Below are 20714 nucleotides of genomic sequence, written 5' to 3'. Positions count from 1 at the left end.
CCCCTTGTGGGGGAGATGTCCGGCAGGGCAGAGGGGGGTGCCACGGGCTCAAAGCAAGCCGCTGCCCCTCCCCAAACCTCCCCCTCACAACCCCGCATTGGCCGTAGGGCGCACGACGATGTCGTTAACATCCACATCGGCGGGTTGGTCGATGGCGTAGAGGATGGCGCGGGCGATGGCGTCGGGTTTCAGCGCCACGGCGCGGTAGGCGACCATGGCTTCGGCGGCGAAGGGTTCGGTGATGGTGTCGGCGAGTTCGGATTCGACCACGCCGGGATAGACGCAGGTGACGCGCAGGATCTTGTTTTCCTGACGCAGGCCATCGGAGATCGCCCGCACCGCGTACTTCGTCGCGCAATAGACCGCCGCTGTCGGCGAGACGGCGAGGCCGCCGACGGAGGAGACGTTGATGATCTGTCCGGCTTGCTGGGCATTCATGACGGGCAGCACGGCGGCGATGCCATAGAGCACGCCCTTTATGTTGACGTCGATCATCCGATCCCATTCCTCGACCTTCAGCGATGACATCAGCGACAACGGCATGACGCCGGCATTGTTGACGAGCACGTCGACGCGGCCGAACTCGGCAATAGCAGCGTCGACGAAGGCCTGCATGTCGGCGCGGTCGGTGACGTCGAGCGCTCTCGAGATGACGACACCGCCCGCGGCGCGGATTTCCTCGCTCAAAGCGTCCAGGCGGCCGGTTCGGCGCGCGCCGATGGCCAGCTTTGCGCCAGCGAGACCCAATTCGCGGGCCGTGGCGGCGCCGATGCCGCTGCTGGCGCCGGTGATCAGCACTACCTTGTTGTTCATATCGGTCATGTCTTGCTCCTCAAGCGATCTGTTGACCGACACAGGATCGCGCTGACGGGACGAGTTGCGGTAGACAGCTTTTCCGGAATTCTTGCACGATCCTCCGAATTGGGATGATGGGCTCTTGGCAAAGCGCGCGAGACGTCCGATGCTGGCGCCATGGAAACAATTACCGATCTCGCTGCCCTGATAGACCGCCATGCCGGCGTGGATGGAAACTTCGACACCGCGCTGCCGCGCGTCGGCGTTATACGATCCTCGGCGACCACCGAGCCGCTACATACGCTCTACAAGCCCTCTTGCTGCATTGTCGCGCAGGGGCGAAAGCGGGCGACGATCGGCGATGCCAGCTATATCTACGATGCCGCGCAATATCTCGTGGTTGGCGTCGACCTGCCGGTCATCGGCGCGGTGATCGAGGCCAGCGCTGACGCGCCCTATCTCTGCCTGCGGCTGGAGTTCGACCGCACGCTTCTGAACGAAATGATCGCCGGTGCACCAGCACGCGACGAGAACCCGGCGGCGGCGCGGGTGAGCGAAACCACGCCACGGCTGATCGATGCGGCGGCGCGTCTGCTTGGTCTTCTCGATACGCCCGAGGATGCGCCGGTGCTGGCGCCGCTTGTCGAGCGGGAGATTTTGCATCGGCTGATATCCGGGCCGCAGGGCGGGCTGATCCGACAGATCGCCAGCGGCGAGAGCCGGCTGAACCAGATCGGCCGGGCGGTGGATTATGTCTGCCGCAATTTCGGAAGCCCATTCGCGATCGAGGAACTGGCCGATATCGCCGGCATGAGCTCGTCGTCCTTTTACGAGCATTTTCGCGCGGCGATGGCGATGAGCCCGCTGCAGTTTCGCACCCAGATCCGCCTGCAGGAAGCCCGGCGGCTGATGATCGTCGAGGGCATGACGGCGGCCGAGGCGGGGTTTCGCGTCGGATATGACAGCCCATCTCAGTTCAATCGCGATTATGTCCGCGTGCACAAGGAGACGCCGAAGCGGGATGTGGCGCGGATGCGCACATCTCCGAACTTTGCCGGATACTAGGAAGCGGCGGGCGGCAGCAGGAATAGCGTCAGGCCGAATATGGCATAGACGGCGAGCGCCAGCACGCCGACATACCAGGCGCCGCGCCCGCCATTGGAAAGCAGTGCGGCCGCCATCATGGCGAGGAACATCATGGCGACCGCGCCCGGCCAGAACTGCAGCGACATGGGCTCTGGGCCGATGAAATAGCTGACAATGACGAGAACGGGGGCGACGAAGAGCGCGATCTGCGAGGCGCTGCCCAGCGCGATACCGACGCTGAGATCGAGCCGGTTGGCGCGGGCGGCCGAGAAGGCCGCGGTCATTTCCGCCGCCGCGCCAACGAGCGCCACGACGATGAAGCCGACGAAGGCGGGCGTCATGCCCATCTTCTCGGCCGCCGCCTGCACCGAGCCGACGAAGACCTCGCTGATGAGCGCAACGAAGAGCGTCACCACGACGAGGATGATGATGCTGGTCGAAAGCCCCCAGCCGCCATGGTGCTCCTCGGCCTCGCCGACGCTGGCAAAGAGCTCGCGGTGGGTCTTCAGCGAAAACAGCATGCCCATGGCGTAGACCGCGATCAGGATCACGGCGAGGCCGAGGCTGAGCGCCTGCACCATCTCCGGCCCCTGGTCGGCGCGGCTGACAAGCGAGGGGACAAACAGCGCGACGGTGGCGAGAAAGAGCAGCGACGCCTGAAAGCGGGCGCTGACGCGATTGAACTCCTGCAGGTGATGCTTGAGGCCGCCGAGCAGGAAGGAGCCGCCGAGCATGAACAGCGTGTTGGTGACGATGGCGCCGGCGATCGACGCCTTGACCAGCAGATATTGCCCGGCCTGCAGGGCGGCGAGCGATATGACGAGTTCGGTGAGATTTCCGAGCGTGGCGTTCAACAGGCCGCCGACGGCGTCACCCGTGCGGGCGGAGACGGCTTCGGTCGCGCGGCTGAGCAGGGCCGCGAGTGGGATGATCGCCAGCACGGAGAGGATGAAGAGCAGCGTGTGGGACTCTGGCGCTGCCATATCGGTCAGGATCACCACCGGTACGAAGACGAGCAGCGCCAACAGCGGCGCGGCGCGAAGCTCGGCCATTGTTGCCGCGATCAGCCCCGAAGGCCCATGTTTGCGCTGAACGTTCTGCACTGCGGGCTCCATCCGGATTTTCGCGCGGATGAGCATAGGGGCTTGGTCGTCGGCCTGCATTGCGTGTGATCAACGCTGCGCCGATATCACTGCCTTTGCCGCGAAGGATTGATCCTGCGCAATGCGGAACGTGGTGTGCCTGCTAGTTTGGCCGGGATGAAAGCGAGGGGTGTGGTTGGAATGCAGTCAGGAGCGGCGATCGGAGTGCGGTACATGGTTGTGCCGGGCCGCCTTGGGCTTGTCGACGTCATCGACCGGGCGACGGGCTTGCCTGTCGAGGCCGGGGTGACGGCTGTGCTGCTTGAGCCGCGCGAAGCGAGGGAACTTGTGCGGTGGCTGCTGCGTCGGGCGCATGCTGAGACCCGTCGAGTGGATGCCGAAGGCGGAGGGCAGCGTTCGGCATGCGCCGCGGAAGACGTGCCGTTGTGCCGGCTGGCGCGTGGGCGGAACGAAGCCGAGATCGTCGCGCAGTATTGATATTGACCCACATAGGCTGGAGGTCCGGTGCCCGTCAACTTTCTCCTCGCCACCGCGCTGATCGCGGCCACAGTCGCCATACAGGCCGTCTTCATGGAGATCGGGCTTCGCGCCATCCGGCACGCGGAGCCCGGATATCTCGGGCGCCATGCCACGACCGCGACGGTCGCCTGGGTCAGCTACCTCCTCATTCCGATCAGTCTCGATATCTGCCTCTGGGCGCTTCTCTACTATCTGATCGGCGCGCTGCCATCGCTTGACGACGCCATCTATTTCTCCACCGCGACCTTCACGACCGTCGGCTATGGCGATGTCGTGCTTGGCAAGGAGTGGAGGCAGATTTCGGCTTTCGAGGCGGTCAACGGCTGGATCATCTTCGGCTGGGCGACTGCGCTGATCATGGCCGTCATCCAGCGCCTGTATTTCCGGGACGGCAAGGCGAACGACGTGTGAGGTGTCAGCTTCGCGAGGTCATGAAGACGCCGACCAGCGTGACGCCGAGACCGACGAACATCGTCAGCGTCAGCGGCTCGGAAAACAGCGCCCACGCCCAGAGCATGGTGACCGGTGGGCTCAAATAGATCGCGGCACTGACCTTGGCGACCGGGAAGAGCCGCAGGCTGGTGTAATAGACCGAGTAGGCCGCGAAGGTGGCGATCAGCACCAGCCAGACCATGCCGATGGCAAAGTTCTGCGTCATCGGCGGCGCGATATCGCCCTGGATCAGGGCGCAGATACCAAAGAGCACCGAGCCGGTCAGCGTGTGGATGCAGAGGCTCTGGTGCACCGGCATATGGCCGACGCGGCGGCGCTTGTGGAGCACCGAGGCGAGCGCGAAGATCAGCATCGAGCCGACGGTCAATCCGTAAGCCCAAAGCGGCGCCGATCCGAAGCTCAGGCTATCGAGCGAGACGATCAGCACACCCGCCACGGCGATCGCCGTGCCAAGCCACTGGCGGCCGCTCAGGCGTTCGCCGAGCACCGGCTGCGACAGGGTGGCGATGGCAAGCGGCAGCAGATCCGAGATCAGCGCCACAAGGCCGGTGGGCACGCGCTGCTCGATCGCCAGCGCGAAGCCGCCGAGATAGAGGAAGACCGACATGACGCCGAACCACATTTGCCCGACGATCGCCTTCCGCTGCATGCGCGGGCCGATGGCGAGGGCGAAGGGCAGCAGGATCAGGCCGGACAGCAGCGTGCGCCAGAAGAGCACGAGCACAACGCTCGCCTCCTCGCTGGCATAGCGGATACCGACAAAGCCGGAGCTCCAGCCGATGATCAGCAATGTGGCCATCAGCGGCCATAGAAGGCGATGCTGCTGCTTGGTCGTGGCGGTCAATGCGTGGTCCGTCATCGGTCATTCCTGTGATGCGTCTCATCGAGGGCATAAGCTATTGGTTGCGGGCGAGCACATGACAAATTTCGATCGCGGCATGACTTTCAAGCGAAACCAGTCATGGAAGTTTGCAAATGCCGGCTCCCCGTTGCATGCTCTGACCGGCAAGCAACGAAGAGATCGACACGAGATGAGCGACCTGAACAACCGGCGGCTGGAGATCGATGCTCTGCGTGCCATCTGGGCGATACGTCATCACGGCGGCATCACGCGGGCGGCGGAAGCGCTTGGCCTGTCGCAATCGGCCGTCAGCCACAAGATCAAGCGGCTGGAAACGAGCTTCGGCTGCGAGCTCCTGAACCGCAAGGCCGGCGCTACCGCCTTTACCACCGAGGGCGAGGAGCTGCTCGATTATGCCGGCCGCATTCTCGGCCTGCATGACGAGGCGCTGCTCAGCCTGTCGAAGACGACGCTGGCCGGGCGGATCGCGCTCGGGCTGACGGAGGACACGACCTGTTCGGCGCTCGCCCATATTCTCGGTCGCTTCCGCCGGCTGCATCCCGATGTTTCCGTGCGCACGCAGGTGCGGATGAGCCTGGTACTGCGGGCGATGCTCGAGCAGGGCGAGCTCGACGCGGCGATCGTGCAGGTGTTCGCCCACGAGGTGCGCCCGACCGATGTCATCCTGTTTCGAGAGACGCTGCACTGGGTGAAGCATCCGAGCCTGCTCCTGCCGCAGACGGCGTCCGTGCCCTTCCTCTCCTTCCACGACGATTGCTTCTACCGCCACTGGGCGCTCGATATCGGGCAGGATGGCGGGATCCTGCTGGAGACGGTGTTCGAATGCGCGAGTGCCGCGGGGATTATCGCCGCCGTCAGCTCCGGCATGGGCGTGGCGCTGCTCAACGAGCGGCATTTACGGCCGGAGATGCAGATCATCACCGACCGCTTCCCCGTGCCGCCCGATCTCGTCTATGTGGTCCGTCGCGGCCGCAAGGTGCGCAACGCAGCACTTGATACGCTGGTGGCGGAGATTGAAAGCGAGATCAGCCGCTATGGCGGGCTGGCGCTGGCGAGCTGAGGTTTTCGGCCAGTTGAGGTCCTGAACGCGAAAGGGGCGGCGCGATGCGCAGCCCCTTCCCTTTCCTGTCGATGATCAGGCGTTCGATCAGAACTCCGACCATTCTTCCTTGACGGCCGCGGCACCGGCACCACCGCCACCGAAGGCGCGGGCAACGCTGCGCTTCAGCGCGTTGGCCGGCGAGGCGACCGGGCGCGAGGCCGGGGTGGCGGTTGCCGCGCGCGGTGCGGCGCGGTCGTTGCCGAGGTTGAACTGGCGCAGCAGATCGTCCAGCGCCATGGCTTCCTGGGCGAGCGAGTGGCTGGCGGCCGTCTGTTCCTCGACCATGGCGGCATTCTGCTGGGTGCCCTGGTCCATGTTGTTAACGGCGGTGTTGATCTCCTGCAGGCCGATCGACTGTTCGCGCGTGGCGGTGACGATGGCGCCGACATGGCGGTTGATCTCCTGCACGGCGCCGACGATTTCGGACAGCGCCTTGCCGGTTTCGCCGACCAGCGAGACGCCGGAGTTGACCTGCGTGCCAGACGTATTGATCAGCGCCTTGATTTCCTTGGCGGCGTTGGCCGAGCGCTGGGCGAGCTCGCGCACTTCCTGGGCGACGACCGCGAAGCCCTTGCCGGCTTCCCCGGCGCGTGCCGCCTCGACACCTGCGTTCAGCGCCAAAAGGTTGGTCTGGAATGCGATGTCGTCGATGACGCCGATGATGTTGGAGATTTCGCCCGAGGACTTCTCGATTTCCTGCATGGCGGTGACGGCCTTGCGGACAACCTCGCCGGAGCGCTCGGCGCCGAGACGGGTGCGCTCGACGAGCTGGCCGACATCCTCGGCGCGCTTGGCACTGTCGCGGACCGTGGTGGTGACCTCTTCGAGGGCAGCCGCGGTTTCCTCGACGGCTGCGGCCTGCTGCTCGGTGCGGCGGGCCAGATCGTCGGCTGCGGTGCGGATTTCGCCGGCACCGGCATTGATGGCGGACGCATTGTGGCCAACCGACTGCAGGGCTGCCTGCAGCTTTTCGACGGCATGGTTGAAGTCATTGCGCAGGCGGTCGAACTGCGGCGCAAAGGCGGTGGTGATGCGGATCGCGACGTTGCCGTTGGCAAGACCGGAGAGACCATCGGCGAGGTTGTCGATGGCGAAGCGCAGTTCGCTTTCCTCGCGGGCCTTCTGCTCGTCGCCCATCTGGCGCTGGCGTTCGGCGTCTCCACGCATGCGGTCGGTTTCGCCGGCAAGGCGCAGCTTTTCGATGGCCGCGTTCTTGAACACCAGCACCGACTGCGCCATGCGGCCGACTTCGTCCTGGCGATCAAGTGCCGGAACGTCGATGTCGTTCTGGCCACCCGCCAGACGGCCCATGGCGGAGGTCATGCCGACGATCGGGCGAACGATGCTGCGCGACAACATCCAGGCGAGCACGACGGCCGCGAAGGCTGCGAAGATACCGCCGAAGAGCAGCGTCATGTTGAGCGCGGCACTTGCATCGGCCTTGATGGCGGAAAGCGCTGCGGATTCATCACGCGCGGCCTGCTTGATCTTGGCCGAGGCCTGGCGGAAACCGTCGAGCTGACCCTTGGTTTCGTTGACGCCGATCTTGACGATCTGGTCGATCGGCATGTCGGTTTCCTTGCGCGCCTTGCTCTGCGGCACGGCGAGCTGGTTGAAGTAGAGGTCGGCAGCCTTCTGCATGGCGTCGATCTGGCTCACGAACTCGGTCTTGCCCGCGGCCGTCTGCTTGGCGGCGGCAATCGCGTTCAGCATGCGGTCGCGGTTGTTGAAGAGATCGCCATAGGTGCTGTCGCTCTTGAAGAGCAGGAAACCGCGCAGGTTCACGGCCTGCTCGAGCATGGCCTGCAACGCGTCGTCGATCTGGTTGACCAGCAGCTCCGACCGCTTTTCCTCGACGGCAGCTTCCGCCACGGCGCCGGCCTTCGAATAGACGAAGGCGGAGACGGATACAAAGATGAGAATGAGAGCCGCGAAGGTCGCGGCGAGCTTACCGTTCAGGGACATGTTTCTAGCAAACATCAGTCGGTCTTTCCTGGGCGCCTGGCGCCATGGCAAATCGGGCACGCGTCAGCGCGTGCGGGGAAACTATCAACGAGGGAAAACATGATCGGCGGTGGAATTTCGGGCCATCATGGCGGACGCGGTTTTCGGCCGCTGCAATCGACGGCGACACTAGCCACGGAAAATTTAAAATTGTTTAAGTCGGCGCGGCAACTGGTCGCAGTTTATTGGCTGCAGCCACTGAATTCTCGGGGATTCAACCCGTTTGACGCTTCGTCGTCACACACCATCATAGCGCAGGTTGTAGGTCTCTTTTCACTTGGCTAGAGACCGCTAATTTTCCCATCGCTATCGACGGGTGAGCCGGCACCGACGATCCATGTGACATCAAAGGACTGCGGCGACGGTGGCGGCGGTCAACAAAAGGCTTGCAACTGATGGCATTGCCCGGCATGGACAGGCCATGTCCGATCAAAATACACAACGCATCGACCAGCTCCTCGTCAGCCTGGGTCTTTTTGCCAGCCGTTCGCGCGCCCGCGACGCGGTCAGCCGTGGCACCGTCAAGGTCGACGGCAAGGTCGTCACCAAGGCCGGCGCCGTCTTCGGCGAGGATGTCTCGATCGAGATCGACGACCCCGCGCAGGAATACGTCTCGCGCGCGGCGCTGAAGCTCGCGGCCGCCCTCGATCACTTCAAGCTCGATCCGACGGGCCATCACTGTCTCGATGTCGGCGCCTCCACCGGCGGCTTTACCGAAGTGCTGCTCGAACGCGGCGCCGCGCATGTGACCGCGATCGACGTCGGCCACGGCCAGATGCATCCGCGGCTTGCCGAGAACCCCGATGTTACCAATATCGAGGGGCTGAACGCGCGCAATCTGGAGGCCGAGGATATCGGCCATCCCCTCACCTTCATCGTCTCCGACGTCTCCTTCATCACGCTGAAGCTAGCGCTGGCCCCGGCGCTCGATCTCGCCGAACAGGGTGCGACCGCCGTATTGCTGGTCAAGCCGCAGTTCGAGGCCGGCCGCGAGGCGATCGGCAAGGGCGGCATGCTGAAGGACCCTTCGACTGCACCGGCCGTCGCTGCCGAACTGGAGCGCTGGTTCGTCGAGGACATGGGCTGGACCAGCCTCGGGCTGATCCCCTCTCCCATCTCGGGCGGGGACGGAAACCAGGAATATCTACTCGCAGGAACCAAGCCGTGAGCACTGAAACAGTCACCATCCAGAAGCTCGGCGCCCAGGGCGACGGCATCGCCAACGGCACTGATGGCCCCGTCTACGTGCCCTTCACGCTGCCGGGTGAGACGGTCGCCATCGCGCGCGTCAAGAGCCAGGGCACGGTGATGTCGATCACCACGCCCTCGCCGGACCGGCAGGAGCCGCACTGTCGGCACTTCGGCCCCGATGGCGTCAACGGCACCTGCGGGGGCTGCACGCTGCAGCATGCAGGCGATGCGGTCTATCGCGGCTTCAAGCGCCAGCTGGTCATCGATGCGCTGAAATCCAAGGGACTGACGCCTGAGGTCGGCGAGCTTGTCGTCGCTCATCCCGGCGAGCGCCGCCGCGTGACATTCGCGGCGCGCAAGACCGAGAAAGAGATGCTCATCGGCTTCAACCAGGCCGAAAGCCACCATCTCGTCAATATCGAGGAATGTCCCATCTCGTCGGCAAGCCTCATCGCCCGGCTGCCGGCGATCAAGGCGATCGGCGCGGCACTTGCCGTCAACGCCGAAGCGTTCCGTATCACCGTGCTCGAAACGGCAACCGGCCTCGACATCGCAGCCGACGGCCTGAAGAAGCTTTCGGACCAGCAGCGGCGCAAGGCGACCGAGACCGTGCTTTCGATGCGCGGGATCGCGCGCGTCTCCGTCAATGGCGAGATCCTGATCGAGCCCGTGAAGCCGATGCTCGATTTCGGCGGCGTCCAGGTATCGCCACCGGCTGGAAGCTTCACGCAGGCGACAAAGCCGGCGGAAGAAGCGATGTCCGAGCTGGTGCTTGCCCATGTCGGCAAATCCAAGCGTATCGCCGACCTCTTCGCCGGCACGGGCACCTTCTCGCTCAGGCTGGCGCGAATTGGCCGGGTGCATGCGGTCGAAAGCGAAGACAAGCCGCTTGCGGCACTCGACCACGCCGCGCGCAACACGCAGGGGATCAAGCCCGTGAGCGTAGAGCGCCGCGATCTGTTCCGCCGGCCGTTGATGACATCGGAACTGAAGGTCTACGACGCCGTCGTCTTCGACCCGCCGCGCGCGGGTGCCGAATTCCAGTGCAAGGAGCTTGCCCGATCCACGGTCAAGAAGATCGCCGCCGTCAGCTGCAACCCGCTGACGCTTGCCCGCGATCTCGCCATTCTCGTCGATGGCGGCTATCGCATCACCTCGGTGACGCCGATCGACCAGTTCCTGTGGACCTCGCATGTCGAGGTGGTGGCGACGCTGGAGAAGTAAGCCCGGCGTGCCCGACTACCGGATAGAGCTCAGCTGGCGTTCCGCAAAAGGCCGCCGGCGAGATGCCTGAAGGCATCGACGACCTTTTCCAGAACCGCATGCGGATCATCGGCCGCGGCGATCCAGAGCGCTGCGTTTAGCGCCGCACCGTTGATCAGCCGGGCAGCGGCCTCGGCATCCACGGGCTTGACGATACCATCAGCAATCAGCGCCTCGATGGTCTCAGTGCTTGTGCGCAGGCAGGCGGTCTGGTTCGGCCATTGTGAGGGATCGCCGAGCACGGCGGGGCCATCGAGCAGCATGATCCGCTGGATTTCAGGCTCGAGCGCCATCTCGATATAGGCGATGCCTTCGTTGATAAAGCCTTCCCAGGGTGTCTTCCCCTTGGCCTGCGCGGCGCGCTGGCGCACCAGCATCTCGGCGTCGATCTGGTCAATGACGGCCTGCAGCAGCCCCTTCTTGTCGCCGAAATTATGATAGAGCGCGCCGCGCGTCAGCCCCGCTTCGGCAGTGAAATCATCCATCGACGAGGCGGCGTAACCCTTTATGGCAAAAGCCTTTCGGCCGGCCGCGATGAGCTTTGCCCTCGTTTCCTCGACCATCTGCGCACGCGTTCTCGCCGTCACCCTTGCCTCCATAAATCAGCATACGTGGTGTATGCGTATTGACATACGTCGCGTATGCTTCCTATATTCACATACGGGGCGTATATCACTCTCGCCCTTGATCGTGAAGAGCAGAGATCCAGGTGACTGAAAAGCAACGTGGCGCGCCCTTTGGCGCGACGGCGGACGCCTAGGCTTTGCCTTGTTGAAACAGGAGCATGACATGACCAAACGCGACGCAATCTTCCCCGCCGGCCGACAGGCGCTTTATGAGATCAACAGCTACTCGGCGGCGATCCGCTCCGGCGACCTTCTCTTCGTCTCCGGCCAGGTGGGCAGCCGCGAGGACGGATCACCCGAACCTGATTTTCCGAAGCAGGTGCAGCTCGCCTTCGACAATCTCGCGGCCGTGCTGAAGGCCGCCGGCGCCGGCTTCGACGATATCATTGACGTCACCAGCTTTCATACCGATCCCGAAAACCAGTTCGCGACGGTCAACGACGTTCGGCTGAAGGCGTTCAGCGACAAGCCCTATCCGAACTGGACGGCTGTCGGCGTCAACTGGCTGGCGGGCTTCGATTTCGAGATCAAGGTGATCGCCCGCATCCCCTCCCCCGCCGCAGCATAACGCAGCCTAGCGAATAAGGTTGACTAGGAAACCTTGTTACAGTAGTTTACTAGTCAACCAACGAGGCACCCGTGACCGAAACCAAACCCATCTCCGACATCGAAGCGCATCTCGGCTATTGGCTGCGGACGGTATCGAATGCCGTGTCGCAGAGTTTCGCGCGCAACGTAGAAGCGGAAGGCGTGACGGTGGCGGAGTGGGTGTTTCTGCGCATGCTTTACGACGTCGAGAGCATTGCGCCCTCGCAACTGGCCGAGCGCATGGGCATGACCAAGGGAGCGATCTCGAAGCTTGCCGATCGACTGGTCGAGAAGGACCTGGTGAGCCGCGACGCCAAGCCGGATGGCAAGCGCGGGCAGACGCTGATGCTCAAGCCTGCGGCCCGCGAGCTGGTGCCCCGGCTGGCGGAACTGGCGGACCGAAACGACGCGATGTTTTTCGGCGGGCTTTCGCCTGAGGAGCGCGGGGAACTCGAGCGGCTGTTGCGGCTGATCGCGCGGGAGCGTGGTCTCAGCGACATCCCGGTCAGCTAGGGCCAGCGAGCTTCGATTTCAGTTTCAAGAGAGGAGAGCGCCATGAACGCGCAACAGACGGCCATTGCCCAGACCTGCCTTAATGGCGCCTATGACGGGACGATGAGTTTTCCCGAGATCGTCGGAACGCTGATCGGTTCCGGCTTCGAGGGCTATACCGTCGATTATCGCCTGAACACGACGACCTACTTCCTGCCTGATGGCGACAGCGTCGTGCTCGACAACCGCCCGGTGGAGGATATGGTCGCGCTCGCCTTCGACGCGGAAGGCGTTGCCGTGCAGGTCAGATGGGCGCAGGCGAACCCGCCCGATTACAGCTACGGCGCCTTTTGCAAAAATGTGAAGGCAATGGGTTGCGCCGGCTACATGGTGTCGTTTCCCGGCCGCCGCGTGCTCTACTTCGGTCGCACCGCCGAAACGCATGTCGAGCATTTCCCGTCGTGAACAAATGCGCGTGTATCGTTGATAGAAAATCAAAGCATATTTTCATATGCTGAAGATGGATGATCTATAAATTCATCTATGATAAATAATCTGCGTGTATCAATGGATAATACACGGAGGATAATATGTTTGTTATTTCCATTGATGATCATGGCGACGAACGGAATTTCCTGGCGACATCCTTCAATATTGACAGGGGCGTCGTGATTGCCACGATATGCGGCATGAAGCGCAAATTCGATGCTGCCGATGTCATCGATATTCTACCGGTGGAGCCGCTTTCGGCCCGCAACAACCGTTTCATCGCGGAACAGCCCGAGCGTCAGCGGATGCACGGATAACGGGTTTCCCCGATCTTTCCAAGTGCCCAAGAGAACGCCCGCGACATGCGCGGGCGTTTTGTCGTTTATGTCACCGATCGATCAGGCGGCGGCGTAGCGGCGCGCCATTGAATGATTGCCGGGCTGCAGGTTGAACTGGCCGAGCAGGTGCATCAGCTTGGCGGCTTCCTGGGCGAGACCGTGGCTTGCGGCCGTCTGTTCCTCGACCATGGCTGCGTTCTGCTGGGTGCCCTGGTCCATGGTGTTCACCGCGGTATTGATCTCGGCAAGGCCGGTCGACTGTTCGCGGGTGGCGGTGACGATCGCGTCGACATGGCGGCTGATGTCCTGCACCTGGCCGACGATCGTCTCCAGCGACTTGCCGGTTTCGCCGACCAGGCTGACGCCGGAGCGAACCTGGGCGTTGGAGGCCGAGATCAGCGTCTCGATCTCCTTGGCGGCTGTAGCCGAGCGCTGCGCGAGCTCGCGCACTTCCTGGGCGACGACGGCGAAGCCCTTGCCGGCCTCGCCAGCGCGCGCGGCTTCGACGCCGGCATTGAGTGCCAAGAGATTGGTCTGAAAGGCGATGTCGTCGATGACGCTGATGATGTTGGCGATCTTCTGCGAGGATTGCTCGATCTCGGTCATGGCCGAGACGGCCTTGCGGACGATGTTGCCGGATTCCTCGGCACCGCCACGGGTGCGCGACACCAAGCTGCCGGCTTCCTCGGCGCGGCGGGCGGTGTCCTTCACCGTGGTGGTGATCTCTTCGAGTGCCGCAGCCGTTTCCTCGATCGAGGCGGCCTGCTGCTCGGTGCGCCGCGCAAGGCCATCGGCGGCGTTGCGGATTTCGCCTGCGCCGGCGTCGATCGCATGCGCGTTGTGGCCGACCTCTTCCAGCGCTTCGCTGAGCTTGGCGACCGAGGCGTTGAAGTCGCTACGCAGGCGATCGAGGTGATCGGCGAAAGGCTGCTCGATGCGATGGGCGAGATCGCCTTCCGACAGGGCGCCGAGGGCACCGGCCAGCGCTTCGACGGCATGATTGATCTCGGCTGCCTCGCGCGCCTTGACGGCCTCGTTGCGGGCGCGTTCGTCGCGGGCGTGGGCGCGGTTGTCCTCGGCGCTGCGTTCGAGATCGAGGCGGGCAAAGGCATTGTCGCGGAAGACGGAGACGGCGGCGGCCATGTCGCCGATCTCGTCATGGCGGTTGGTATAGGGAACGGCGGCTTCCAGATCGCCATCGGCAAGGCCGGCCATGCGCGAGGCAATGGTCGTGATCGGCCGCGAGATGCGCTTCCAGGCCAGATAGGCGGCCGCGATGGCGGCAACAAGCGCGACCGCAAGACCGGCGACGATCGAGACCGTGCCGGCGTAATAGTTGCCGGCAGCCGAGACGAGGCCGGCATCGGTCGACTGACGATCTCTCGCGATCATGCCGTCGATCAGCGTCTGAATGTTGTTGGCCGACATCGACAGCTCGCCGCGATAGAGCGAATTGGCTTGGCTGCGCTTGTTATCGAGCGCCAGCGCGATGATCTTGTCGGCGACGGCGGCGTCGTTAGCGAGCGCCTTCTGCAGCCGCGCGAAGTTCTGGCTCATGTAGTCGCTCTTCGGCTGCTTTTCGAAGGCATCGATGGCGCCCGCCAGCCGCTGGCGGCGGGTCTTCAGCGTGGTCTCGGCATTGCGGAAATCGGTCTTGCCGGAGGCGAGCAGATAGTCGGCGTAGCTGCGGCGCACATCGTTCAGCGTCGTGACGATGGCGTGCAGGCGCTCGGTGTTCGGGATGTTTTGGGCGCCGATCTCCCGTGTATTGGCTTCGAGACTGGTGAGCGCGACAGCGGCGATGGCGCCCTGCACGAGGGAAATGGCGACGAGGGACAGAAAGAGCACCGGTAGCAGCGTCTTGATCTTCATTTTGAACATAGCATTGTCTCGAATGCGGCCGACCGACATGCCTCAGCGATCGGGGGGTCGATCCGCTGGCGTCTGCGCCTTTGATTGTGCCGGAAAAGGGGCCGGGCGCTCATGCCCGTGCTGCGTCATGCATTGCCGATCACTAAACAAGGCAATTGGTAAAATTTGATTAAAAGTAATACTTTTTGAACATTTCTGCCGCAGCGCCATACTGAAAGAGCCGCTCACGCGGGGCGTGGCGGCTCATTTTATTCGAACATCTCGTCAGCGGTCGGTAGTCTTGCGCTGACCGCCGATATCAGGCGGCAACACGCATTTTCGCGGGCGCATCCCGGCGCTGGCGGAAGGTTGAGGCCAGGTCGTTCAGGACACCGGCCTGCTCCGACAGACCGTGCACGGCGGCGGCGGTCTCCTCGACGATTGCCGCATTCTGCTGTGTGGCGCCGTCCATCTGGTTGATCGCCGCGTTGATCTGCAAGAGGCCTGACGATTGTTCCCGGGCGGAATCGGCGATCGTCGTTGCCAGCTGCGAGATGTGCGAGAGGTGGCCGATGATATCGCCCAGCGCCTTGCCGGAATCGCTCACCAGCGCGACGCCGCGCTCGACCTGCGTGCCCGAATTGACGATCAGCGTCTTGATCTCCTTCGCCGCCTTGGCGGAACGCTGCGCGAGTTCGCGCACTTCCTGGGCAACGACGGCAAAACCGCGACCGGCCTCGCCCGCGCGCGCCGCTTCGACGCCGGCGTTCAAGGCGAGAAGATTGGTCTGAAACGCGATCTCGTCGATCACGCCGATGATCTGGTTGATCGCCTTCGAGGACTGGGCGATCTCATCGATCGCGGCGACGGTCTGGTTGGAGATCTTTTCCGATTCCTCGGCGTCCTGCTTGGCCTTGGCCGAGAAACTGGCGGCGGTGGCGGCACTTTCGGCGGTGCTGGCGACGGCAGCCGTCATCTGGTTCAGGGCCGCAGCGGTTTCCTCGACGCTGGCGGCCTGATTTTCGGTGCGGCGCGCCGTGTCGTCGGTGGCGCGGCTGAGTTCGGCGGTGGTTGCGCGGATGGTTTCAGCGTTTACGGCGAGCTTTCCGAGGATGCCAGCCAGCTGATCGACGGTGCCGTTGAAGTCCTGGCGCAACCCTTCGTATTCATTCGGAAAGCGATTATCCAGAAGACAGTCGAGGTCGCCGGCGGCGAGCTTTCTCAGAGACGACGCAAGGATGCGCACGACTTCCGCCTGCTCGGCGGCCTTGGCCTCGTCGCGCTTGCGGGCTTCGGCTTCCTGACGGCGCATCTTCACCACGTCGCGAATGTCCTGCCAGAAGACGACCTGCGCGTTGCGGCCGGCGATATTGGCCTGGAGGATCGTTGCCAGAACCGGCAGCGGCGTGCCATCGAGGCGCTGGTGATCCCATTCGAAACGCGCTATGCCGTTTTTCTTGATCTCGGCAAAAATGGCGACGGCGGCTTCGCTGGTCGGGCGGCCGTCCGATTGCACAGCCGGTGAAAGCTTGGCCGGGTGGATGCCGATGATCTTGTCTCGCGGCAAGTCAAGCATCACCTCCATCGCATGGTTGCAATCGACGATGTGCTCATCTTCCAGTACGTAATACGCATCCGGCGAGCGCATGAAAATAAAATCAGAGATTTCCTGTCTGAAAGACACTGCACTTTTAAATAGTTTCACAGCATTACCCTCGTTTTGGCGCGAGAATTGATGCGGTACGTTAAATTGTAGTAAATTTTTACTTTCGCAAATTCACCCGCCAAAAAGCATAAATTCATACTATTGGAAACGGCATCGCCTTAGCCTCAACGGCGCATGAAAGCCTCGAAGGCGGCGCGGGCCTCGGCGCTTTGCAAGCGGGCGGCGAAGTGGCGGGCTTCCTCGTCGATGCGGGCAATGATCTGTTCGCGGTCGCCGCGGATGAGATCGCGCGAGAGGCGCAGCGCCTCGGGCGGCTTGGCGGCGAGCTTTGCGGCGAGGCTGAGCGTTTCCGCTTCGACCTGATGCGGCTCCACGACTTTGAAGACCAGGCCGGCATCCCTCGCCTCCGCGCCAGAGAAGGGTTCGCCGGCGGCGAGCATGGCGAAGGCGCGCTGGGCGCCCATGATGCGCGGTGCGAGCAGGCTGGAGGCGGCTTCGGGCACCAGAGCGAGATCGACGAAGGGGGTGCGGAACTGGCTGCGGGCGGAGGCGACCGTCAGGTCGCAATGCAGATGCATGGTGGTGCCGATGCCGATCGCCAGGCCATCGACGCCCGAGACGATGGGCTTTGCCGAGCGCACCAGCGCATAGAGGAAATCAATGACCTCACGCGGCATGCCACCGCCCATCGCCACTTCAAGGAAGTCGCCGAGATCGTTGCCGGCGGAGAAGCAGCCCTCGGTGCCGACGAAGGCCATGGCGCGGATATCGGGGTTACCGTCGGCCGCGGTCAGCGCCTCGGTCATCGCGTGGTACATGGCGCGGGTGATGGCGTTCTTCTTGTCCGGGCGGTTGAAGCGGATGATCTGGACGCCGGGATGGGCAGCCGTTCGCTCGACGAGAATGTGGTCGGTCATATCGGGTCCCTCAGGCGAGAATGGATCTGGCGGCGGCAAGGCTGGCGGCGCCATTGACGACCGCATCCTTCAGCGCCGTGGTCTCAGTCAGCAGGTTTTCGGCGGCGAAGCGGCAGAGCGCGATGCGATCGGCGGCCTTGCCATCATCAGCATCGGCGAGCGCGCCCTTGGCGAGGTAGCAGCCGGTGAGCGTCAGGCCGAACAGGCGCTGATAGGGTGTGGCGCCGGCCAAGGCGTCGGCCAGGTTGCCGGCCGACAGTTGCGCCAGGAGCCAGTCGGTCGCCTCCTGGAGGTCGGTGATGGCGGCGTTCAGGCGGTTTGCGGTGGCGCCGAAGTTTTCGGCGTCTGACGCACCGACACGGTCGGCGATCTGCTGTAGCTCGGCGATCAGGCTTTTCACCTCTCCGCCATCGGATAGCGGCAGCTTGCGGGTGACGAGATCGATCGCCTGGATGCCGTTGGTGCCTTCGTAGATCGGGGCGATGCGGGCGTCCCTGAGATAGCGCGCGGCGCCGGTTTCCTCGATGAAGCCCATGCCGCCATGCACCTGGATACCGAGCGAGGCGACGTCGACGCCGATATCGGTGGCGAAGGACTTGGCGACCGGGGTCAGCAGGGCGGCGCGCTCCTGCCAGTGTTTTTTGTCATCGCCGGCGCGGTGCGCCATGTCGGTGGCGTGGGCGCAGCTATAGGCTATGGCCCGGGCGCCCTGGGTCAACGCCTTCATGGTGAGCAGCATTCTGATGACGTCGGGGTGTTCGATGATCGGGCTCATGGCCCCTATTTGGCCTGCTCCCGTCCAGCCGGGCGCCTTGCCCTGGGTGCGATCGCGGGCATAGGCCACAGCCTTCTGCGTGGCGGCTTCGGCAATCGCCACGCCCTGCATGCCGACCGCGAGGCGGGCGTTGTTCATCATCGTGAACATGCAGGCGAGGCCCTTGTTTTCTTCGCCGACCAGCCAGCCGATGGCGCCCTTCTCTTCCCCGAAGCGGCCGTCGCCGTAGATCATCGTGCAGGTGGGCGAGCCGTGGATGCCGAGCTTGTGCTCCAGCGCGTGGCAGAAGAGATCGTTGCGGGCGCCGAGCAAGCCATCGTCGTTGACGAGGAACTTGGGCACGAGGAAAAGCGAGATACCGCGCGTTCCCACGGGCGCATCCGGCAGGCGGGCGAGCACGAGGTGGATGATGTTGTCGGCTGCGTCGTGTTCGCCCCAGGTGATGAAGATCTTCTGGCCTGATATGCGGTAGCTGCCGTCGTCGCGGCGTTCGGCGCGGGCCTTGAGCACGCCGAGATCGGAACCGGCATGCGGTTCCGTCAGGTTCATCGTGCCGGTCCATTCGCCGGAGACGAGTTTCGGGAGATAGGTCGCTTTCAGCGTGTCGCTGCCGTGAGCGGCGATGGCTTCGATGGCGCCCATGGTCAACGTCGGGCAGAGCGCGAATGCCATGGAGCCGGAGTTCCACATTTCGAGTGCCGCGACATTCAGCATATGCGGCAGCGCCTGGCCGCCGAAGTCTTCCGATGCCGTCAGGCCGTTCCAGCCGCCTGATATCCAGTTGCGGTAGAGATCGCGCCAGCCATCCGGCGTCGTCACCTTGCCGTCCGAGATACGCGCGCCCTGGCGGTCGCCGATTTCGGCCAACGGCGCGATCTCGTCGGATGCGAAGCGGCCGGCTTCATGAAGGATCGCATTGACCAGATCCTCGCCGAGATCGCCAAGCAGGCCGTCGTCGATCGACTGGGCGAGACCGGCCACATGCTTGAGGGTGAATGCGATCTCCTCGACGGGCGCCTTGTACATGCTTTTCTCCTCGTAAGCCTGATGGCGCGGGACGGCTCTCCCCTACCCGCTCCTCCGACGGCAGAGCTAATTGATTTTTACGTAAACGTCAATTTCAAACTTGCGGCAGGTCACCTCGCCCGCCCCGCGGGCGAGATATGGGTCACTGTCATGAAACTGTAGGGTTGCCGTCATAGGGAGGCATCGCTTGAAAGGGTCTTGCCATCGGGTGCGGCGCCATGCTCATGCTCTTATATGAGCTGCCGATCCGGTGCTGCTGGTCGCTAAGACCCAGACGCCAGCGTGGAGCGCACCGCCAATGCAAGAGGACCGGCAAAGAATGGATACACTGCCTGTGAGCATGCCGGGTTTCGTCTGGGGTTATCGATTCCCCGATGGCGGCGGCAAGCCGATACGGCTTTCCAACAACGCGCTGCCGGCGGACCTTACCGCCGATGGCGGTTTCTACTGGCTGCACCTCAACCTCGCTGACGCCCGCGTGCCCGCGCTTATCGATGCGCTGTCGGGGCTTACCGACGACGCCAAGGCGGCGCTCACCACGCATGACACGCATTCGGCCATCACGGTCGACGAGCAGATGCTCTACGGCACGCTGGTCGATTGCCAGCGCGAATTCGACCACGAGACCGCCGATCTCGGCTGGCTGCACTTCGCGATCTCCGACCGCTTCATCATCACCACCCGGCTGCAGCCGCTGCGCAGCGTCGAGCGGGCGCGACTGCTGATGGAGAAGAACCCTGCGAAGTTCACCCGGCCGGTCGATCTGTTCGAGCTGCTGGTCACCGAATTCCAGCGCACGCTGATCTCGATCGTGATGGACCTGACCGAAGAGCTTAATATCATCGAGGACTTCGTCTACGACACGGCGCCGCGCGACGAGCGGCGGCGGCTGGCACCGGTCCGACGCACCGTCGTGCGCATCCACAGACACCTGAGAACCGTGCTCGGCCTGATGCGCCGGGCGGCGGCTTCCGATGACGACGAGATGCCCTTCGGCTTCGAGGATGTGGCCGGGCGGCTGACGGCGCGGCTGGAGACGGTCGACCACGACATCTACGCGCTGCAGGACCGGGCGCGGCTGCTGCACGAGGAAATCGATTCCAAGCTCTCGTCAGAGACCAACCGGCACCTCTACATCCTGTCGATCATGACCGCCTTCCTGCTGCCGCCGACGCTGGTCACCGGCTTCTTCGGCATGAACACGGCCAATCTGCCGTTCACGCAGGGGTCGACGGGGACGGAATACGCGATCGGGATGATCATCGCGTCGATCGCGCTGGCTTGGTGGCTGTTGAAGCGGGTGAATATTTTGTGACGGACAAACAAAAATCCCCTTCGGCAGCGAACCGAAGGGGATTTTTCACGTCAACTAAGCCGACAGATCAATAAGGCGAAACGCACTGCTGGCGTGGGCCGTTATACGGCTGGAAGGTATTGTCGTAGGCGCGGTACGAGCGGTAGCGCTGCTGGCACCAGGCGACATGGCTCGATCCGGCCGGGGCGACGTAGCGCGGTGCCGGTGCATAGCGCGGCTGGCTGGCGATGGCGCCGCCGATGATGGCGCCGGT

The 20714-nt window shown here is 63.6% G+C and carries 21 protein-coding genes; 11 read left to right on the top strand and 10 right to left on the bottom strand.

The features are described from left to right. Positions 1-84: 84 nt before the first annotated feature. The gene (locus tag B3605_RS22710) at positions 85-822 is read right to left on the bottom strand and encodes an SDR family oxidoreductase (protein WP_112973379.1); all 738 of its coding nucleotides are present in this window, start codon (positions 820-822) and stop codon (positions 85-87) included. Positions 823-972: 150 nt separating this feature from the next. On the opposite strand from B3605_RS22710, the gene B3605_RS22705 reads away from it, so the two are divergent. Beyond that, positions 973-1860 (top strand): AraC family transcriptional regulator, encoded by an 888-nt coding sequence (locus B3605_RS22705; RefSeq protein ID WP_112944653.1) that lies wholly within the window; start codon positions 973-975, stop codon positions 1858-1860. Here B3605_RS22705 and cax read toward each other — a convergent pair. Continuing rightward, positions 1857-2933, bottom strand: a complete 1077-nt coding sequence (gene cax / locus B3605_RS22700; protein WP_112944660.1) for a calcium/proton exchanger — start codon at positions 2931-2933, stop codon at positions 1857-1859. The two genes, B3605_RS22705 and cax, sit on opposite strands and share 4 nt — an antisense overlap. Before the next feature lie 255 nt (positions 2934-3188). On the opposite strand from cax, the gene B3605_RS22695 reads away from it, so the two are divergent. Further along, positions 3189-3461, top strand: coding sequence for a hypothetical protein (locus tag B3605_RS22695; protein ID WP_162725027.1), 273 nt, complete (start codon positions 3189-3191; stop codon positions 3459-3461). Between the two features lie 27 nt (positions 3462-3488). Further along, on the top strand, positions 3489-3914 hold the full coding sequence (locus B3605_RS22690; protein WP_112944651.1) for a potassium channel family protein: 426 nt from the start codon (positions 3489-3491) through the stop codon (positions 3912-3914). 4 nt (positions 3915-3918) lie between these two features. On the opposite strand, the gene B3605_RS22685 is transcribed toward B3605_RS22690, so the two are convergent. Continuing rightward, complete coding sequence (locus B3605_RS22685; RefSeq protein WP_112944650.1) at positions 3919-4815, bottom strand: DMT family transporter; 897 nt, start codon at positions 4813-4815, stop codon at positions 3919-3921. Positions 4816-4987: 172 nt separating this feature from the next. Here B3605_RS22685 and B3605_RS22680 point away from each other — a divergent pair, with 172 nt between their 5' ends. Beyond that, a complete protein-coding gene (locus B3605_RS22680; protein ID WP_296436123.1) occupies positions 4988-5878 on the top strand; it encodes a LysR family transcriptional regulator in 891 nt (296 codons plus the stop codon). Positions 5879-5965: 87 nt separating this feature from the next. Here B3605_RS22680 and B3605_RS22675 read toward each other — a convergent pair whose 3' ends face one another. Then, entirely contained in the window at positions 5966-7900 is a 1935-nt protein-coding gene (locus tag B3605_RS22675; RefSeq protein ID WP_112944649.1) for a methyl-accepting chemotaxis protein, read from the bottom strand. A gap of 445 nt (positions 7901-8345) precedes the next feature. Here B3605_RS22675 and B3605_RS22670 point away from each other — a divergent pair, with 445 nt between their 5' ends. Next, positions 8346-9092, top strand: a complete 747-nt coding sequence (locus tag B3605_RS22670; RefSeq protein WP_112944648.1) for a TlyA family RNA methyltransferase — start codon at positions 8346-8348, stop codon at positions 9090-9092. Continuing rightward, complete coding sequence (locus tag B3605_RS22665; RefSeq protein WP_112944647.1) at positions 9089-10339, top strand: class I SAM-dependent RNA methyltransferase; 1251 nt, start codon at positions 9089-9091, stop codon at positions 10337-10339. The genes B3605_RS22670 and B3605_RS22665 overlap by 4 nt, the downstream gene beginning before the upstream one ends. Before the next feature lie 29 nt (positions 10340-10368). Here B3605_RS22665 and B3605_RS22660 read toward each other — a convergent pair whose 3' ends face one another. Further along, positions 10369-10941, bottom strand: a complete 573-nt coding sequence (locus tag B3605_RS22660) for a TetR/AcrR family transcriptional regulator (protein WP_112944646.1) — start codon at positions 10939-10941, stop codon at positions 10369-10371. Positions 10942-11167: 226 nt separating this feature from the next. On the opposite strand from B3605_RS22660, the gene B3605_RS22655 reads away from it, so the two are divergent. The 4 genes from B3605_RS22655 (at position 11168) to B3605_RS22640 (ending at position 12890) form a co-directional block, all read left to right on the top strand. Then, positions 11168-11572 (top strand): RidA family protein, encoded by a 405-nt coding sequence (locus tag B3605_RS22655; RefSeq protein WP_112944645.1) that lies wholly within the window; start codon positions 11168-11170, stop codon positions 11570-11572. A 71-nt stretch (positions 11573-11643) separates the two neighbouring features. After that, entirely contained in the window at positions 11644-12105 is a 462-nt protein-coding gene (locus tag B3605_RS22650; RefSeq protein ID WP_112944644.1) for a MarR family winged helix-turn-helix transcriptional regulator, read from the top strand. Positions 12106-12147: 42 nt separating this feature from the next. Beyond that, positions 12148-12549, top strand: coding sequence for a DUF1398 domain-containing protein (locus B3605_RS22645; protein ID WP_112944643.1), 402 nt, complete (start codon positions 12148-12150; stop codon positions 12547-12549). A 125-nt stretch (positions 12550-12674) separates the two neighbouring features. Continuing rightward, the gene (locus tag B3605_RS22640; RefSeq protein WP_018902078.1) at positions 12675-12890 is read left to right on the top strand and encodes a hypothetical protein; all 216 of its coding nucleotides are present in this window, start codon (positions 12675-12677) and stop codon (positions 12888-12890) included. A gap of 81 nt (positions 12891-12971) precedes the next feature. Here the strand turns inward: B3605_RS22640 and B3605_RS22635 are convergent, their stop codons facing one another. From B3605_RS22635 to B3605_RS22620, 4 genes are all read right to left on the bottom strand, one after another. Next, positions 12972-14792: a methyl-accepting chemotaxis protein gene (locus B3605_RS22635; RefSeq protein ID WP_112944642.1), complete on the bottom strand. Its 1821-nt coding sequence runs from the start codon at positions 14790-14792 to the stop codon at positions 12972-12974. Positions 14793-15081: 289 nt separating this feature from the next. Next, a complete protein-coding gene (locus tag B3605_RS22630) occupies positions 15082-16446 on the bottom strand; it encodes a methyl-accepting chemotaxis protein (protein WP_296436116.1) in 1365 nt (454 codons plus the stop codon). A gap of 146 nt (positions 16447-16592) precedes the next feature. Beyond that, positions 16593-17345 (bottom strand): crotonase/enoyl-CoA hydratase family protein, encoded by a 753-nt coding sequence (locus B3605_RS22625; RefSeq protein ID WP_112944658.1) that lies wholly within the window; start codon positions 17343-17345, stop codon positions 16593-16595. A gap of 10 nt (positions 17346-17355) precedes the next feature. Further along, the gene (locus B3605_RS22620) at positions 17356-19146 is read right to left on the bottom strand and encodes an acyl-CoA dehydrogenase (protein ID WP_112944640.1); all 1791 of its coding nucleotides are present in this window, start codon (positions 19144-19146) and stop codon (positions 17356-17358) included. Between the two features lie 319 nt (positions 19147-19465). Between B3605_RS22620 and B3605_RS22615 the strand changes: the two genes are divergently transcribed. Next, positions 19466-20461, top strand: a complete 996-nt coding sequence (locus tag B3605_RS22615; protein ID WP_018902083.1) for a transporter — start codon at positions 19466-19468, stop codon at positions 20459-20461. Positions 20462-20528: 67 nt separating this feature from the next. Here the strand turns inward: B3605_RS22615 and B3605_RS22610 are convergent. Beyond that, on the bottom strand, positions 20529-20714 hold a 186-nt coding region (locus tag B3605_RS22610), incomplete at its 5' end, for a BA14K family protein (RefSeq protein ID WP_296436113.1).

Source organism: Rhizobium sp. UBA1881, assembly GCF_002338015.1.
Taxonomy (GTDB): Bacteria; Pseudomonadota; Alphaproteobacteria; order Rhizobiales; family Rhizobiaceae; genus Rhizobium.
Note: the sequence above shows the minus strand (reverse complement) of the source record. Positions and strands in the feature narration are given on the sequence as shown.

What these genes read in the sequence shown, in the direction of transcription:
- B3605_RS22710 (WP_112973379.1), bottom strand. Translation starts at nt 822, where the DNA reads ATGACCGATATGAACAACAAGGTAGTGCTGATCACCGGCGCCAGCAGC.
- B3605_RS22705 (WP_112944653.1), top strand. Translation starts at nt 973, where the DNA reads ATGGAAACAATTACCGATCTCGCTGCCCTGATAGACCGCCATGCCGGC.
- cax (WP_112944660.1), bottom strand. Translation starts at nt 2,933, where the DNA reads ATGGCCGAGCTTCGCGCCGCGCCGCTGTTGGCGCTGCTCGTCTTCGTA.
- B3605_RS22685 (WP_112944650.1), bottom strand. Translation starts at nt 4,815, where the DNA reads ATGACGGACCACGCATTGACCGCCACGACCAAGCAGCAGCATCGCCTT.
- B3605_RS22680 (WP_296436123.1), top strand. Translation starts at nt 4,988, where the DNA reads ATGAGCGACCTGAACAACCGGCGGCTGGAGATCGATGCTCTGCGTGCC.
- B3605_RS22675 (WP_112944649.1), bottom strand. Translation starts at nt 7,900, where the DNA reads ATGTTTGCTAGAAACATGTCCCTGAACGGTAAGCTCGCCGCGACCTTC.
- B3605_RS22670 (WP_112944648.1), top strand. Translation starts at nt 8,346, where the DNA reads ATGTCCGATCAAAATACACAACGCATCGACCAGCTCCTCGTCAGCCTG.
- B3605_RS22660 (WP_112944646.1), bottom strand. Translation starts at nt 10,941, where the DNA reads ATGGTCGAGGAAACGAGGGCAAAGCTCATCGCGGCCGGCCGAAAGGCT.
- B3605_RS22655 (WP_112944645.1), top strand. Translation starts at nt 11,168, where the DNA reads ATGACCAAACGCGACGCAATCTTCCCCGCCGGCCGACAGGCGCTTTAT.
- B3605_RS22645 (WP_112944643.1), top strand. Translation starts at nt 12,148, where the DNA reads ATGAACGCGCAACAGACGGCCATTGCCCAGACCTGCCTTAATGGCGCC.
- B3605_RS22640 (WP_018902078.1), top strand. Translation starts at nt 12,675, where the DNA reads ATGTTTGTTATTTCCATTGATGATCATGGCGACGAACGGAATTTCCTG.
- B3605_RS22635 (WP_112944642.1), bottom strand. Translation starts at nt 14,792, where the DNA reads ATGTTCAAAATGAAGATCAAGACGCTGCTACCGGTGCTCTTTCTGTCC.
- B3605_RS22625 (WP_112944658.1), bottom strand. Translation starts at nt 17,345, where the DNA reads ATGACCGACCACATTCTCGTCGAGCGAACGGCTGCCCATCCCGGCGTC.
- B3605_RS22620 (WP_112944640.1), bottom strand. Translation starts at nt 19,146, where the DNA reads ATGTACAAGGCGCCCGTCGAGGAGATCGCATTCACCCTCAAGCATGTG.
- B3605_RS22615 (WP_018902083.1), top strand. Translation starts at nt 19,466, where the DNA reads ATGGATACACTGCCTGTGAGCATGCCGGGTTTCGTCTGGGGTTATCGA.